Genomic DNA, 14737 nt, shown 5'->3' on the forward strand with positions numbered 1-14737 from the left:
TCCCGTCGCGCTATAATCGCTGGTTCTGCTTTGGCAATACTGCTTGCGATCACCCTGACGGTTTCGGTGAAGCTGGGTGCCTTTCCGCTCTCATGGTCCCAGATCTTTGCCACCTTCGCGCGGCAGGCTGATGGCGTGCAACAAATGATTGTTCTTGACCATCGTCTGCCGCGTATCCTGACCGCAATTGGAGCCGGTGCAGCATTCGGTCTGGCAGGAGCAATGTTCCAGACAATGCTGCGGAATCCACTCGCATCCCCGGACGTGATCGGGTTCAGCGCGGGCGCTAGTTGCGGCGCGTTGCTGGCGATGATCCTGACCGGTGGGTTTGTACTGCCGGGTGCACTTGTCGGTGGGTTGGTGACCGCAACAGCCGTCACTGCATTAGCATGGCATAACGGCCTGCAGCCCTATCGCCTGATCCTGATTGGTATCGGCGCCAGCTTGACCCTTTCTGCTGGTTCAGACCTGCTGATGACCAAGCTTGACGCTTTGACCGCTTCCGAAATGGCTAAATGGTTGATCGGCACACTCAACGCGCGCGACTGGAGCGATGTGAGGTTGGTTTGGCTTGGCCTGTTCGTTCTTTTCCCTTTGGCGCTTTGGCTGCAGTTTCCACTGAGCCGAATGGCGATGTCCGACGATATTACCACCGGTTTGGGCCTTCCTCTGTCACCACTGCGTTTGTTGGTAACCGCCTGTGCGGTCGCTCTTGTTGCTTTGGGTGTCAGCGTTGCGGGCCCCCTGCCCTTTGTAGCCTTTGTATCCGGTCCCATAGCACGACGCGTCGTGCGCGGTGGAAGCCCGGCATTGTTACCCGCGGCAATGGTTGGGGCAATGGTCACTCTGCTGGCCGATATGGCGGCGCGTTCAATACCAATCGTACAACTGCCAGCCGGGGTGTTTACCGCGATGATCGGAGCGCCTGTCCTGATGTGGCTGCTTTTGGTGCAATTCAGAAAAGGAACCCTCTGAGATGTCTCAGCCCTCTCGTCTCATGGCCAAGGATCTCTCAGTTTCCTTTGGCAAATCCACTGTTCTTAGCGAGCTGTTCGTGCAGATCCCCGACGGAAGCCTGACCGTCATCGTCGGTCCCAACGCATGCGGAAAATCCACGTTGCTCAGATCGCTTGCGCGATTGCAACCTGTGCAAAAAGGACAAGTTGTTCTCGATGGCAAGGCAATTCACAAACAAAGCAGCCGCTCGGTAGCGCGTCGCCTTGCCATCCTGCCGCAGATGCCGACCGCGCCCGAAGGCCTGTCCGTTCATGACCTGGTCGTCCGGGGCCGCACCCCGCATCAATCCGCGCTTCGGCAATGGTCTAAAGTGGACGCTGAGGCGGTTGCCAATGCGTTGGATGAAACGGGTATGACACATAATGCTCATCGGCCATTGGAGTCCCTGTCCGGTGGTCAAAGGCAACGCGCCTGGATCGCGATGGCCTTAGCGCAGGATACCGGCATTCTGCTTTTGGACGAACCGACAACCTATCTTGATCTGCCGCATCAGATTGAACTGCTGACACTGGTACAGAAATTGAACCGGGAAACCGGACGCACAGTTGCCATGGTGCTGCACGACATCAATCTTGCTGCTCGCTTTGCCGATCACATTATCGCTTTGAAAGACGGCAAGGTGCATCGCGAAGGATCGCCAGCCGCAGTGATCACTGAACAGACAATGGATCAGGTCTTTGCCCTGCCCTGCACTGTGATCACTGATCCGGTGCACGGAACCCCCCACGTTATTCCCGCCTGAGAGGAGGCTTCGATGACCATCCGCCCCGTTTTTTCCTTGCATGCCGAAACCACATTGCCCGACCTGAGTTTCCCGGCGATGCGCATGGTAATGCTGCATGAAGCACAGGAACATGACCTACCGGTCATTGAAGACACTGATGAGCGTGTCACGCTGGAGACGCCATTTGGCCACTATAGCTTTGGCGCGGTGTCTGGGGGCGTCACGGCAAAGGTGTCAGCAGCCAAGCAGGATTGGCTATTCATGCTCAAGGAAAGCCTTGTTGAGCATCTGACGCACTTTGCCCCGGATGCTGCGGCAGCGCTGAGGTGGTCCGACGCTGAAAAAGCCGGCAGCCTGCCTCCCAATTTTCATTTTGCCACGGTGCAGTCAGTTCGCCCCATTGGAACCTGTTTCCTGCGCGTTCGGATCAAGGCACGCGGGTTGTCCAGTTTTAAGGATGACGCAATTCACTTCCGTATTGTGTTGCCCCCTAAAGGAATTGATGACGTTGAATGGCCCTCTGTTTCTGAAAACGGAGCAACGGTTTGGCCAAAGGGCGAAAAGGCACTGCACAGACCCGTCTATACCACGCGCTGGATAGACCACGCCGAGGGCGTGATGGATTTTGACGTGTTCCAGCACGAGGGCGGTCGTGTATCTGAATGGGCCAGTCAGGTTGAGCCCGGAACCAAAGTGGCTGTGGTGGGCCCCGGTGGCGGCGGTATCCCTGACACAACGCGTATTCTGATGTTCGCTGACGAAACCGCACTGCCCGCAGCTGCACGCATCCTTGAAAACCTGGCGGAAAACAGCAAAGGGCACGTAACCGTTCGGGTGGAGGACGGTCCGCAATGCGCCTACTCTCTCAGCGCACCTAGTGGCATTTCAACATCCTGGCTAAGTCCGGAAGATGGCCAAAGTCTCGCTGATCTCGCATTGGCTGCACACGACGAATTTCCTGATCACTTCCTTTGGTTCGCGTGCGAAAAAGCGGACGTACAGAAAGTCAGAACCGCATTCAAGGCCAAGGGCAGCGATCCGGCGAACGCTTACATTGCGGCCTATTGGAGCAAACCATAAGGATCTGCTACCAGCTATCGCTTGCCGTTGCTCCGCGTATTTCCTTGATTCAGGAAACCACGCTACGGTCGTCGGAATAGCTCCTCTGGCTGTTGTTGCTCCCGATGCTTCGGAGCTTCACAAATGCCCGTAGCACCCTGGGTCGGGGCGATTGCGGCCCTGGCGCTTGTGAATTTGACACTGCTCTGAGGCTGGTCTGGCATTTTCCCTGAAGGCACGCGGCGTTCGACGTTCCGGTCGTTGACGCCCCGTCGATCCCCGAGGAGCGCGCGCAGATGCGGCTGGCGATCCTTGAAGAGGAAGTGGCCGAGCTGCGTACTGCAGTTGAGGCTGGTGATCTGATCGAAGTTCTGGATGCGCTTTGCGACATCCAGTACGTGCTCGACGGCACGCTTCTCGAATTTGGCCTGCACGGTTTCAAGCAGGATGCGATGGAAGAGGTCCACGCGTCGAACATGTCCAAACTCGGTGCCGATGGGCGGCCGGTTCTGCGTGACGACGGCAAGGTGCTGAAAGGGCCGGACTTCCGGCGGCCCGATCTGGCCCGCATTCTGCAGCGGACATAGTCAGCGCATCGAAACCGCAGCAAGCGTCAGCCACGCTGCGGTTTCGAATGCAAACCGCCTAAACCTCGACTTCAACCTTGCCGATCGGGTTTGAGCAGCAGGCAAGAATGTAACCTGCCTCGATGTCGTCTTCGGAGATCCCGCCATTGTGGACCATGTGGACCTCTCCGGCCGTTTTCTTGACCTTGCAGGTTCCGCAGACACCGAAAGTACATCCCGACGGAATGTTCAGACCAACCGAACGGGCGGCGGCAAGAACCGTATCGGTCTCAGTGACCTTGGCAGTCACGCCGGAGCTTGCAAACAGGATCTCAGCGCTGCTGTCATCGTCGAGGACAACGTCATCCAACTCAGGCTGATCCGCCTCGGTTTCCACCGGCGCGCCAAAGCTCTCCTGATGGTAGTTGTCCATATCAAAACCAAGACCGGCCAGAGCGTCGCGCACCGCCTGCATGAAGGGTTCAGGGCCGCAGCAATAGACCTCGCGCTCAAGGTAATCAGGGGCCATCAACCCCAGCATCAACTGATTGAACTGACCCTGATATCCCGTCCACGGGCGATACCGATCCGGCTCTTCAACAACGAATTTTAGGTCCAAACCGTCGGTGCGGCTGGCCATCTGTTCCAACCGTTGGCGGAAGATGATCTCGGATGGCCGCTTGGCACAGTTGATGAAGACAACGTCCAGATCACGGCCTTCGTCCCACATGCAGGTTGTCATCGACATCATCGGGGTGATGCCCGAGCCGGCCGAAATAAACAGGTACTTGCCTGCCGCGCTTTGCGCGTTGGAAAACAGGCCCGCAGGCCCAATGGCCTTGATGCGCATGCCGGGTTGCAGGTTGTCCAGCATCCAGCGCGTGCCGATACTGTCGGGTTGCGCTTTGGCGGTGATGGTGATTGACCGCGGGCGCGACGGCGATGACGAGATCGTATAAGTGCGATGCACGATACCCCCGGGCTGGTTCGGTGCCGGGATTTCGAGCGTCAGGAACTGACCGGGGTGATAGGCGAACTGCGCCCCCGAGGGGGCGCGGAACGAAAAGCTGGCGGTGTTGGGCATCTCGGGCACAACCGAGACGCATTCCAGCATCTCGCCATCTTGCCAGATGGCAGAAGAGAGCGTGTTCAGGTCTTTCATTAGCCTTACTCCGCCGCCAGCGTGTTTGGTGCCAGGCGGGCCGACAACGTGTTGCAATACCAATCCACGAACTGCAGAACGCCGGATTCCTGAATTGGCGAGTACGGACCAGGCACATAGGCCGGGCTGTTGATGCCCTGCTGGTTATCCTCGACCACCTGACGATCTTCGTCATTCGTGGCGACCCAAACTTCGGTTAAACGTTTCACGTCGTAATCTACGCCTTCGACCGCGTCTTTGTTGACCAACCATTTGGTCGTGACTTCGGTCTCTGTCGGACTGATCGGAGTGACTCGGAAAACAATCGAATGGTCGGCAAGGAAGTGGTTCCAGGTGGTTGGATAGTGGAACTTCAACAACGATCCCGCATCCGCAAAGGGAGATCGGCCCAACCAGCGGCGCACAGCGGACTTTCCGTCCATCGTATAGCTCTCAGCGCCTTCTTTCAGCGGCATACGCGCCAGACGGTATTGGCCATCATCATTCAGATAGAACTGCGATGGCATGCCCGCAGCCTGACACCGGTCAAAATGGGCCTGCATGTAGGCTGGTGTTTCACCGCCTTCTATCCCTGTTACACCCGGATCGTCGGGGAAAGTTCGGCACAAAGCAGGATGGTTGCCGCCACAGTGATAGCACTCGCGGTTGTTTTCCCAGACCAGCTTCCAGTTGCCGTTCTCGATGATCGAGCTTTCAAAGGCGACCTTGGCATTCCCCAGATCATGCGGCTCAAGATATGGGCGCGCAGTGTTGGCGAAGGTGTCGAAATCTGGCGCATTATCCGCAAGGCAGATGAAGACCAACCCGGCAAGATCGCGGCAATGGACTGTCTTCAATCCATGCTGTTTGGGATCGAAGTCCGGCCCCATGTCACGGGCCCAGAGCAGTGAGCCGTCAAGCTCGTAGGTCCATTGGTGATACGGACAAACCAGTTTGGGCGCATTGCCTTTTGCCGCCTTGCAAATGACGGAGCCGCGATGGCGACAGGTGTTGTGAAACGCTCGGATCTGATTGTCGGCGCCGCGCACGATGATCACTCGGTAAGCCCCGACGTTGTACGTCACGTAGTCGCCTGCTTTCACCAGTTCACAGGCTGGAATGGCAAACAGCCAGTCGCGGTAATGGATGGTTTCAAGGTCGGTCTGAAAAATCTCGGGATCGATATAAAACGCCTGTTCCAGAGCATAGCCCGGGTTTCGACGCGCCAACAGGCTTTGAATAGTGTTCATTTCTGGCTCTCCTGCCGCGCCCCGCGGCATTGCTTGGGCAGATGACAAGGAGGACCTGTCCGGAGGCGTGCGAGGATCACGTCCGAAACCCGTGCCCCCACCGCCACCCGCGGTTTGACATATCTGAGAGGCTGGTTTCCGGACTTAAAAGGGGTTTACACCCGGTTGCGAGACCTTCCCGGGATCCTCGTCCCAGTGGTTGATTGTCGAACCTGACCTTCCTTACCGTTGCGGGGGCAGTGCCGGACTTACACCGGCTTCCCAATTCTCCGCTGTCTTAGAATCAAACAGCGGCACCTCACGACCATCAAACTATTTCAGTCACTTTTGACCGCTGAAATACTTGCGACATTTCCGGAAACAAAACAGACATCGTTTGGTTTCGGTTTTTCATTGGAAAATTCTGGGGCGTGCTGACAACTGACTGGGGGTTTGTCAATTAAGTCGGCAGGTCGTTCTTGCGTTTGAGCCTGTGAGGCGTAGCCTCGGCTCTAGGCTACGCCTTCTGGTGACCAGACGTCGATCACACTCTCTGTAGGATCAAATTGGCCACGTGGTCCGGGATATCGTGAGAACTAGCATCGCCGCCATATTTCCACCCGAGGTGACTTTCACTAGACTGTGCCAGTGCAAAATTTGAGAGGCACCCCTCAAATGCAAAAAGGTAAGTCATTGTCAGGGAAGAACATCCCTGAAAGATCAGCACCGGTTCAATTGAGCCTTCACGGTGCCGATTTGAAACTCTTGCAGGTCTTTGCGCATGTGGTTGAGGCCGGCGGGTTGTCTCCCGCTCAGTACGGTCTGAACATGAGCCTGTCCGCTATCAGCGCGGCCATTTCAAATCTGGAAACCCGCTTGGGGTTTCGCCTGTGCGACCGTGGACGCGGCGGGTTCCAACTGACCGAAGGCGGGCACCTTGTATACGAGGAGCTGCGACCGCTCAGCCAGGCCATCGGAACATTCACCAGATCGGTCGAGGCGTATAATGGTGACATGCACGGTCAATTTAGCATCGCAATGGACGACGCGATCATGACCAATCTGCGTTGCCCGATCTATAAAGTGATCCAGAAGTTTGCCGCGCAGGCGCCCGAGATTTCCCTGAACATCGCCATCATGAGCGCCCCACAGATGGAACGGGCGCTGCTCAACAATGAACTGAATATTGCCATCGGTCCCTTTCGGGAACTGTCCGCAGCGCTGAAGGCCGAGACCGTTAATGTTGAAAGACAGCTATTATGTTGTGGCCGCGCCCATCCCGCCTTTGATCTTGAAGATGAACAAGAGATCGAACAGGCGGTCACCAAAGCAAGGTATTCTGAACGCAGCTTTGACGACCGGGACAAAACACAACCACACGGTCTTTTCACTAGCGCCGCGACGGCGGCCACGATGGAAGCCATGTTGGGCATGGTGCTGAGCGGCTTGTATCTGGGCTACCTGCCCCGGCACGCCTGCGAACCGTGGATTGAGAACGGCGAATTGAAATCTCTTCTGCCTAAAGTTTACGCTTACGACACCGACATAAAACTGGCCAGCCGCAAGGGCCACGGGGACAAGCGCGTCGAGCTTTTCCTTAAAACGCTGGCTGAAGTTCAGAACTGACCCCAATTACTTTTGAACGGTTAAAAGTTTACTTCTGAAAATACAGATTTTTCCTCAATGCGTGCCTGCCATGATTTGGAGATGTCCAAGTCGGAGGCCCAGAATTGAAACGCATGCGTTCGGTATACCCATCAGTGCCCGGAATCGGCTTTTGGGCCCGCATCCCTGCGCTGGATGCCCCGACGGTCATCGTGACACGCGGCGATGCTCTTTTCATGACAGGAGATCTGGCATGATTTCGCCCAGCAGCTACGTCTCGCTCCAGGACATCATGCGCACCGCGCAGCGGATTGCTCCGATCGTACGCAAAACGCCATTGGTGTTCTCAGAAGCACTGTCTGAGCGCGCCGGGTTTGAAATCTGGCTCAAACTTGAGAACCTGCAAACCACCGGCAGTTTCAAGCTCAGGGGGGCGTCAAACCGCATTCTCCAGCTTAGCGACGAAGAAAAGGCGCGTGGCATCATTGCGGTGTCCAGCGGCAATCATGGCCGGGCCGTCGCGTATCTGGCGAAGCGCCTTGGCGCAGCAGCACGGGTGGTCGTTTGTTCGCTATGTCCTGAAAACAAACGTCAGGCGATGCGAGACCTTGGCGCCGAAGTGATTGTGTGCGGGGACACCCAGGACGAGGCTCAGGATCACGCCGATCGGCTGATCGAACAGCACGGTTATACCTGGGCTGATCCCTATGACGATCTGCATGTCATTGCCGGTCAGGGTACAATCGCGCTTGAAGCGCTAAGCGATCTTCCCGATGCAGATATGATCGTCGCCCCTTTGTCCGGCGGTGGTCTGCTGTCCGGTATCGCATTGGCCACAAAATCGATTTCTCCTGAGATAGCAGTGGTTGGTTCGTCGATGGAGATAGAACCCGGCATGGTGCGCAGCCTCGAAGCGGGCAAACCTGTTCATGTCGACGAACATCCCAGCCTGGCCAGTTGCATCACAGGCGCGATCGGGATGCGTAATCGTTATACGTTCCCGATTGTACGTGACTTCATGGATCGCGCGGTCCTGATCGCCGAGGACGCTTTAGCCCCCGAAATGGCGATCTTTGCTGAAACCGAAGGCATGATCGTTGAGGGCGGCTCCATAACATCCGTAATCGCTGCCCTCAGCCCCGAGGTGCGGGACATGACACCCACCCGAGCCATTGTGGTGATCACCGGCCGAAACATCAGCCTTGAGACTTTCCAATCAGCAGTAGCAAGCCGCTGCTGAAGCACAAAAACCCGTACACGCCGAGGCCAAACCGCCCCGGTCAACAGAGGAGAACACTCATGAAGTTCGTTACCAAAACACTCGCTGGCCTGACCGTAATGGTCGGTCTTTCTGCCACTTCAGCGCTTGCCGAAGATAAGCTGCGCCTCGGCACTGAGGGGGCCTTCCCTCCGTTCAACTTCATCGATTCCTCAGGTAAATTGGCCGGTTTCGATGTGGATATCGGTTTAGCGCTCTGCGCTGAAATGGGTCGCGAGTGTGATCTGGTCGCGCAGGACTGGGATGGCATCATCCCCGGCCTGATCGCCAACAAGTATGACTTTGTGATCGCCTCGATGTTCATCACCGAAGAACGCAAGAAAAAGGTCGCCTTTTCCGACCCCTACTATCTGGCGGCCATGAGCTATGTTGCGCCCAAAGATGCAGGCATCACCGATTTCTCGGCCGAGGCACTTTCTGACAAAACCTTTGGCGCGCAATCGGGCACCACACAGGCAGATTTCATTCAGGCGATCTATCCCGATGCCGACCTGCGCCTTTATGCAACGCAGGACGAAGCCAACCTCGATATGGCCAGCGGACGGATCGATATCATGGTCGGCGACACCATCCCGTTGAGCGAATGGGTCAACAAAACCGATGACGGTGCCTGCTGCGAGATTGCGGGTGAACCGATCACCGACCCCGAGTTCGTCGGCGACGGCGTAGGCATCGCAGTCCGTCAGGAAGACACCGAACTGGTCAAGGCCCTGAACACGGCGCTGGCAACGATCATCGAGAACGGAACCTACAAAGAGATCAACGACCGTTACTTCGACATCAACGTTCGCACTATGAAGGCCGAATAAGGCACGTGAATGCTTGATCTGTTCGCATATGGGGACGCCGGCTGGGGGGACGAACTTCTGGCCGGTCTTCGGGTGACACTGCAACTGGCGCTGCTGGCCTTGCCGGTCGGTCTGGTGCTGGGGTTTGTGTTCTCGACCATGTCGCTGACAAGGTCAGCCCCCCTCAGGCTGGCAGCGCGGTTTTACACCACAACCATGCGCGGCCTGCCTGAAATTCTTACGCTGTTTGTGATTTATAACGGCGTCGGTCTTGGCCTGAACGCGCTCATGAGCGCCCTTGATCAGCCGCCGGTGAATTTCTCGCCAATGGCGGCGGGCGTTATCGCTTTGGGTATGGTCTTCGGTGCCTTTGCCGCCGAAGTGCTGCGCGGCGCGTTTCAGTCTTTGGATATGGGCCAGATAGAGGCCGCGATGGCCATCGGCATGACACCAAGGCAGATTTTCTTTCGGGTCAAGGTGCCTCAAATCTGGCGGTTTGCCCTACCCGGCCTTGGCAACCTCTGGATCAACCTGCTGAAGGACACGGCATTGGTGTCGGTAATTGCACTGGATGATCTGATGCGCATGACCAAAGTTGCCGCAGGTTATACGAAGCTGCCCTTCGACTTCTATCTAGCCGCCTGCCTGATTTATTGGGCACTTTGCCTGATCTCCGAGTTTGTTCTGGCCAGGATGGAACGTCGCGCCAATCGCGGCGTGCGGAGGGCCGGTGTATGAACCCGATTGAGTTGCTAATGCAATACTGGCCCAAATACCTCGAAGGGCTGTGGGTCACGATTCAACTCGCCGGGGTCGGGGCGGTGCTGGCCGCAATTCTGGCCCCTCCTCTGGCGCTGATCCGGCTGAACGGACCTGCTGTCTTCAGCGTTCCGGTGCGCATCTATGTCTCGTTCATTCGCGGCACTCCGATGCTGGCGCAGCTATTCCTGATCTACTATGGATCCGGCCAGTTCCGGCCCTACTTGCAGGATATCGGTCTCTGGACTTACTTCCGCGAACCGTATTTCTGCGCCCTTCTTACTTTTGTGATCAGCTCGACCGCCTATCAGGTCGAAATCATGCGCGGTGGCCTGATGGGAGTTCCGCAGCAAGAGATCGAGGCCGCAAATGCCATCGGTATGTCGCCCCTGACGCGTTATCGCCGGGTGATCTTTCCCCACGCCTACCGCATCGCTTGGCCTGCGTTGGGAAATGAGGTCATCCTGCTGATCAAGGCCAGTGCCTTGGCAAGCGTAGTGACGATCTTTGATCTGCTCGGAGAAACACGCCTGATCTTCTCGCGCACTTTCGACCTGTCGGCCTATCTTTGGGCGGCGGTTCTGTATCTCGCCCTGACCGCCGTGCTGGTTTGGGTCTGGCGCCGGGTCGAGATCATGCTGAACCCGCAATTTTTCAAAGTCCGCTAAGCCGGTTTGACCATGGAGAGCCGAACATGACCGATACGCAGGCTGTATTGAAAGCCGAAGGAATTCGGAAAAGCTTTGGCCACGTCGAAGTCCTCAAGGGCATCGACCTGACGGCGCATGCGCATGACGTGATTTCCATTCTTGGCTCCAGCGGCTCGGGCAAAAGTACGTTGCTGCGTTGCCTGAACGCGCTGGAGGTTCCGACCGCTGGGCGCATTCATGTGCATGGCGAGGAAATCCTGTTCAAAAACGATCGCCCCGCCGACCGCAAGGCCGTGGAGCGGTTGCGTCAACGTCTGGGCATGGTGTTCCAACAGTTCAACTTGTGGACCCACCGCACCGTGATCGAAAACGTGATGGAAGGTCCTGTTCACGTTCTGGGCAAACCCAAGGCCGAGGCGCGGGAGCAGGCAGAACACATCCTAAACCGCGTTGGCCTATCTGAGCGTACAGACATGTACCCCTGGGCCCTGTCGGGCGGTCAGCAGCAGCGTGTCGCCATTGCCCGCGCTCTAGCGATGGCGCCAGACGCTATCCTGTTTGACGAACCCACTTCGGCACTGGACCCGGAATTGGTCGGCGAAGTACTGAAGGTCATGAAGGAACTGGCCAACGAAGGGCGCACCATGATCATCGTCACCCACGAGATGGCTTTTGCCCGTGACGTCTCCACCGACATCGTTTTCCTGCATCAGGGCGAAATTGCCGAAAGCGGCGCGCCGGAGAAAATGTTCTCGAACCCGGATACCGAAGTGTTTTCCAACTTCATCCGGGAATTCAAACAAACGCCGGGCTAGGACCCGGATCAAAGACCAAGGAATCCGTCATGACTGACACAAACCCGGCCGCCCTCGTACTGAACGCTGCATCCGTGCAGGAGGTTCTACCCAAAGTAGACGCTTTGGGCGCAATGCGCGCGCTGTTTACCGAACTTGGCCGTGGCCAGGCCGTTCAGCCCGCACAAACCCTGACCCTGTTCCCCGAGGGCAAAGGTGATTTTATCACCTATCTGGGCGCCAGTACTGGCGCTGATTTGTTTGGCGCAAAGCTCTCGCCGTATCTGGTGCGCCCCGGCAAGCCAGTCATCACTGCCTGGACTGTTCTGATGTCGATGGAGACAGGTCAGCCGCTGATGCTGTGCGATTCTGGTGAATTGACCACCGAGCGCACCGCCGCGACAACCGCTCTGGCCGTGGACCATCTGGCCAGAGGAGACGCTGAAACTTTGGCGATCATCGGATCGGGTAAGGTGGCGCAAGCACATTTGAAACATGTTCTGGCCCTGCGGAATTGGAAAGAGATCCGCGTTTTTTCGCCAAATCTGGCTGGCAACGCCGACCTTGCCGCGCAATGGTGCGATGCAGACCCGCGGGTGCAGATTGTCGAAAGCGCCTCGGCTGCCGGGCTGAGCGCAGATGTCATCATGCTCTGCACTTCATCCGGGACGCCAGTTTTTGACACTACATCGGTCGCACCGGGCGTGCTGATCACCTCGATCAGCACCAACGTCACCAACGCGCATGAGGTCGACCCGACATTCCTGAACAGTGCCGAGGTTTACTGCGACTACCGTGCCACCACGCCCGCTTCGGCCGGTGAGATGAAGTTGGCGGCCGAGGCCGGATGGTCGCCGGATTCGATTCAGGGTGATCTGGCCGAGCTTCAAACCGACAACTGCAAGAAGCCCTCGGGCAGCAAGCCAGTGTTTTTCCGTTCCATCGGGTTGGGGCTGGAAGATATCTTTATGGCCCGCGCCGTCTTCGACGCGGCTTCGGCGTAACTGAGACTGTAGGAGAGAACCCCATGGATATCAGACCCTTCGGCGTCGAAATGTGGATGAATGAGTTCGAGACCAAGTGTGAGCTCAATTTGGCGGAAACCTGTGTTGAATCGATCACGTTGGGTGACTTGTTTGAAATGGCCGGTCAGCACAACAGCATTCTGAACGACCTGTCGGTCATGAAGATGACCTATGGCGCGATCGAAGGGTCCGATCGGCTGCGCGATGCGATCTGTGATCTGTATGAAAACCAAACCTGCGACAATATCCTGACCACTCATGGAACCATCGGGGCCAACTCTCTGGTGCACCAAACGCTAGTCGCGAGGGGAGATCACGTGATTTCTGTGATCCCTACCTATCAGCAGCACTACTCGATCCCGGAAAGCATCGGTGCGGATATCGAGTTGCTGCATCTGCGACCCGAGCATGACTTTTTGCCCGATCTAGATGCGCTGCGCGCAATGGTGCGCCCCGATACCCGGCTAATCGCAATCAACAACCCGAACAATCCGACCGGCGCTTTGATGGATCGTGAGATGCTGGAGCAGATTGTCGAGATCGCGCGAAGCGTTGACGCGTGGTTGCTGTGTGATGAAGTTTACCGCGGTACCGACCAAACTGGCGATGGCTTCACCGCTGCTGTTGCGGACTTGTACGAAAAGGGGATCAGCACGGCGGGCATGTCCAAAGCCTATTCACTGGCCGGCCTGCGTGTCGGGTGGATCGCCGGACCGAAGGACATGCTGCACGACGTAATGATCCACCGCGACTACAACACAATCTCGGTCGGCCAGGTTGATGAGTTGCTGGCGGCGATAGCGCTGGAAAACCGCGACAAGATTTTGGCGCGCGCGCAACGGATTACCCGCGAAAATTTGCAGATCGTTGAGGACTGGATAGCGAATGAAACACTGATCAGCTGGGTAAAGCCAAAGTCCGGCACGACGGCCCTTTTGAAATACGATCTGCCCATGTCATCGCGCGATCTTTGCGTGACTCTGCTGAAAGAGGAAGGCGTCATGCTGACCCCCGGCAGCGCCATGGATATGGAGGGGTGGCTACGTTTGGGGTACACGAACCCGACAGCTGATCTGAGGGCCGGTTTGGCCAAATTCTCAGGCTTCCTCGGGCGTCACAGCGGTCAGTAGAGAACACTGATGATTGAGCTGGACAAGGCACGTATTCAAAGTCTGTTCGACTTTTCGACCGCCGTTGATGCGGTGCGTGACGCGTATATCGCGGCCGCAGATGGCAGAGTGCAAACCGCGCCCGTGACCTATCTGGGCTTCCCCGAAGTCTCGGGCGACTGCCACGTTAAATCCGGCCATATCGAGGGCGATGAGGCGTTCGTCATCAAGATCGCGACGGGATTTTACAATAATCCAGCCAATGGATTACCCAGCTCAAACGGAATGAACCTTGTCTTTTCAGCTGAGACCGGCGCGCCGATAGCGGTCTTGCAGGACGAAGGCTGGCTGACCGATATTCGAACCGGGATCGGCGGCGCGTTGGCAACGCAAGCTCTGGCCGTCGAAGGTTTTGAACTGGTTCTAATTGTCGGAACAGGATTGCAAGCACGTCATCAGGCGCAGTGTTTGCAACAGTTGATCCCGGATCGGCAGTTGAACTTTGTAAATTGGGGTCGAGACACTGAAAAGGCCCAGGCAACCGCTGATGATCTTGGCAATTCGGGGCTAACCGCTGTCGCAACGGACAACCTGCCAAATGCGTGCAAGCAGGCACAAGCCATCATCACGACGACCCCCGCGCAAACGCCGGTGATCGATAAGGACTGGATCAGCCCTGGCACGCACATCACAGCGATTGGTGCGGACTGTCCGGGAAAACAAGAGTTGGATTCAGACCTGATCGCCACAGCCGATTTGCGTGTGTGTGACTCAGTTGAGCAGTCGCTTGATCATGGAGAGTTCCAGACGTTGCACAAAGCGGGCCGTCTGAGCGACGCGGATGTTGCAGCGCTTGGGCATGTGTTGTCGCGGAGCCACCCAGGCCGACAGTCGCAAAACGAAATCACTATTGCTGATCTTACCGGTCTTGCCGCTCAGGACATAGCAATCTCACTCTCGGTTCTGCGGGCTTCGCACTAGCGACCTCTGGC

15 protein-coding genes, 1 pseudogene and 1 riboswitch are annotated in these 14737 nt (G+C 57.0%); of the genes and pseudogenes, 14 read left to right on the plus strand and 2 right to left on the minus strand.

What is annotated here, in order from left to right; genetic code table 11:
- Nucleotides 1–30 precede the first annotated feature (30 nt).
- The 4 genes and pseudogenes from ACXAGD_RS07770 to ACXAGD_RS07785 all read left to right on the plus strand — a co-directional run.
- A complete protein-coding gene (locus ACXAGD_RS07770) occupies nt 31–975 on the plus strand; it encodes a FecCD family ABC transporter permease (protein WP_475209410.1) in 945 nt (314 codons plus the stop codon).
- 1 nt (nt 976) lies between these two features.
- The gene (locus ACXAGD_RS07775) at nt 977–1759 is read left to right on the plus strand and encodes an ABC transporter ATP-binding protein (protein WP_475209411.1); all 783 of its coding nucleotides are present in this window, start codon (nt 977–979) and stop codon (nt 1757–1759) included.
- Between the two features lie 12 nt (nt 1760–1771).
- A complete protein-coding gene (locus ACXAGD_RS07780; RefSeq protein ID WP_475209412.1) occupies nt 1772–2821 on the plus strand; it encodes a siderophore-interacting protein in 1050 nt (349 codons plus the stop codon).
- Nucleotides 2822–3051: 230 nt separating this feature from the next.
- Nucleotides 3052–3387: pseudogene (locus tag ACXAGD_RS07785) on the plus strand (pyrophosphohydrolase domain-containing protein); the annotation flags it as partial.
- Nucleotides 3388–3445: 58 nt separating this feature from the next.
- On the opposite strand, the gene ACXAGD_RS07790 reads toward ACXAGD_RS07785, so the two are convergent.
- Together ACXAGD_RS07790 and ACXAGD_RS07795 are read right to left on the minus strand one after the other, a co-directional pair.
- Nucleotides 3446–4528, minus strand: coding sequence for an FAD-binding oxidoreductase (locus tag ACXAGD_RS07790; protein WP_475209413.1), 1083 nt, complete (start codon nt 4526–4528; stop codon nt 3446–3448).
- A gap of 5 nt (nt 4529–4533) precedes the next feature.
- On the minus strand, nt 4534–5757 hold the full coding sequence (locus ACXAGD_RS07795) for an aromatic ring-hydroxylating oxygenase subunit alpha (RefSeq protein ID WP_475209414.1): 1224 nt from the start codon (nt 5755–5757) through the stop codon (nt 4534–4536).
- A gap of 112 nt (nt 5758–5869) precedes the next feature.
- Nucleotides 5870–6073: riboswitch (cobalamin riboswitch) on the minus strand.
- 398 nt (nt 6074–6471) lie between these two features.
- Between ACXAGD_RS07795 and ACXAGD_RS07800 the strand changes: the two genes are divergently transcribed.
- The 10 genes from ACXAGD_RS07800 to ACXAGD_RS07845 all read left to right on the plus strand — a co-directional run bounded on the left by ACXAGD_RS07800 (nt 6472) and on the right by ACXAGD_RS07845 (nt 14726).
- Nucleotides 6472–7362 (plus strand): LysR family transcriptional regulator, encoded by an 891-nt coding sequence (locus ACXAGD_RS07800; protein WP_475209415.1) that lies wholly within the window; start codon nt 6472–6474, stop codon nt 7360–7362.
- A 113-nt stretch (nt 7363–7475) separates the two neighbouring features.
- Nucleotides 7476–7598 carry a hypothetical protein gene (locus tag ACXAGD_RS07805; protein ID WP_475209416.1) on the plus strand — a complete coding sequence of 41 codons (123 nt, stop codon included), beginning with the start codon at nt 7476–7478 and terminating at the stop codon, nt 7596–7598.
- On the plus strand, nt 7595–8581 hold the full coding sequence (locus ACXAGD_RS07810; RefSeq protein ID WP_475209417.1) for a pyridoxal-phosphate dependent enzyme: 987 nt from the start codon (nt 7595–7597) through the stop codon (nt 8579–8581). The genes ACXAGD_RS07805 and ACXAGD_RS07810 overlap by 4 nt, the downstream gene beginning before the upstream one ends.
- 59 nt (nt 8582–8640) lie before the next feature.
- Complete coding sequence (locus ACXAGD_RS07815; protein WP_475209418.1) at nt 8641–9429, plus strand: ABC transporter substrate-binding protein; 789 nt, start codon at nt 8641–8643, stop codon at nt 9427–9429.
- Between the two features lie 9 nt (nt 9430–9438).
- A complete protein-coding gene (locus ACXAGD_RS07820; protein ID WP_475209419.1) occupies nt 9439–10146 on the plus strand; it encodes an ABC transporter permease in 708 nt (235 codons plus the stop codon).
- The gene (locus ACXAGD_RS07825) at nt 10143–10835 is read left to right on the plus strand and encodes an ABC transporter permease (protein WP_475209420.1); all 693 of its coding nucleotides are present in this window, start codon (nt 10143–10145) and stop codon (nt 10833–10835) included. Before ACXAGD_RS07820 ends, ACXAGD_RS07825 begins: the two co-directional genes overlap by 4 nt.
- A 26-nt stretch (nt 10836–10861) precedes the next feature.
- On the plus strand, nt 10862–11632 hold the full coding sequence (locus ACXAGD_RS07830; RefSeq protein ID WP_475209421.1) for an ABC transporter ATP-binding protein: 771 nt from the start codon (nt 10862–10864) through the stop codon (nt 11630–11632).
- Between the two features lie 29 nt (nt 11633–11661).
- Nucleotides 11662–12615, plus strand: a complete 954-nt coding sequence (locus ACXAGD_RS07835; RefSeq protein WP_475209422.1) for an ornithine cyclodeaminase family protein — start codon at nt 11662–11664, stop codon at nt 12613–12615.
- Between the two features lie 23 nt (nt 12616–12638).
- Entirely contained in the window at nt 12639–13766 is a 1128-nt protein-coding gene (locus ACXAGD_RS07840) for an aminotransferase (RefSeq protein WP_475209423.1), read from the plus strand.
- Between the two features lie 9 nt (nt 13767–13775).
- Nucleotides 13776–14726 (plus strand): ornithine cyclodeaminase family protein, encoded by a 951-nt coding sequence (locus ACXAGD_RS07845; protein WP_475209425.1) that lies wholly within the window; start codon nt 13776–13778, stop codon nt 14724–14726.
- The last annotated feature ends 11 nt before the right edge of the window (nt 14727–14737 follow it).

The organism is Ruegeria sp. ABF4_144 (assembly GCF_056160045.1).

Excerpts from the sequence above, each read along its gene's own strand:
- ACXAGD_RS07810 (WP_475209417.1), top strand. The coding sequence starts at position 7,595 with ATGATTTCGCCCAGCAGCTACGTCTCGCTCCAGGACATCATGCGCACC.
- ACXAGD_RS07815 (WP_475209418.1), top strand. The coding sequence starts at position 8,641 with ATGAAGTTCGTTACCAAAACACTCGCTGGCCTGACCGTAATGGTCGGT.
- ACXAGD_RS07825 (WP_475209420.1), top strand. The coding sequence starts at position 10,143 with ATGAACCCGATTGAGTTGCTAATGCAATACTGGCCCAAATACCTCGAA.
- ACXAGD_RS07845 (WP_475209425.1), top strand. The coding sequence starts at position 13,776 with ATGATTGAGCTGGACAAGGCACGTATTCAAAGTCTGTTCGACTTTTCG.
- ACXAGD_RS07835 (WP_475209422.1), top strand. The coding sequence starts at position 11,662 with ATGACTGACACAAACCCGGCCGCCCTCGTACTGAACGCTGCATCCGTG.
- ACXAGD_RS07820 (WP_475209419.1), top strand. The coding sequence starts at position 9,439 with ATGCTTGATCTGTTCGCATATGGGGACGCCGGCTGGGGGGACGAACTT.
- ACXAGD_RS07775 (WP_475209411.1), top strand. The coding sequence starts at position 977 with ATGTCTCAGCCCTCTCGTCTCATGGCCAAGGATCTCTCAGTTTCCTTT.
- ACXAGD_RS07830 (WP_475209421.1), top strand. The coding sequence starts at position 10,862 with ATGACCGATACGCAGGCTGTATTGAAAGCCGAAGGAATTCGGAAAAGC.
- ACXAGD_RS07790 (WP_475209413.1), bottom strand. The coding sequence starts at position 4,528 with ATGAAAGACCTGAACACGCTCTCTTCTGCCATCTGGCAAGATGGCGAG.
- ACXAGD_RS07805 (WP_475209416.1), top strand. The coding sequence starts at position 7,476 with ATGCGTTCGGTATACCCATCAGTGCCCGGAATCGGCTTTTGGGCCCGC.
- ACXAGD_RS07795 (WP_475209414.1), bottom strand. The coding sequence starts at position 5,757 with ATGAACACTATTCAAAGCCTGTTGGCGCGTCGAAACCCGGGCTATGCT.
- ACXAGD_RS07840 (WP_475209423.1), top strand. The coding sequence starts at position 12,639 with ATGGATATCAGACCCTTCGGCGTCGAAATGTGGATGAATGAGTTCGAG.
- ACXAGD_RS07780 (WP_475209412.1), top strand. The coding sequence starts at position 1,772 with ATGACCATCCGCCCCGTTTTTTCCTTGCATGCCGAAACCACATTGCCC.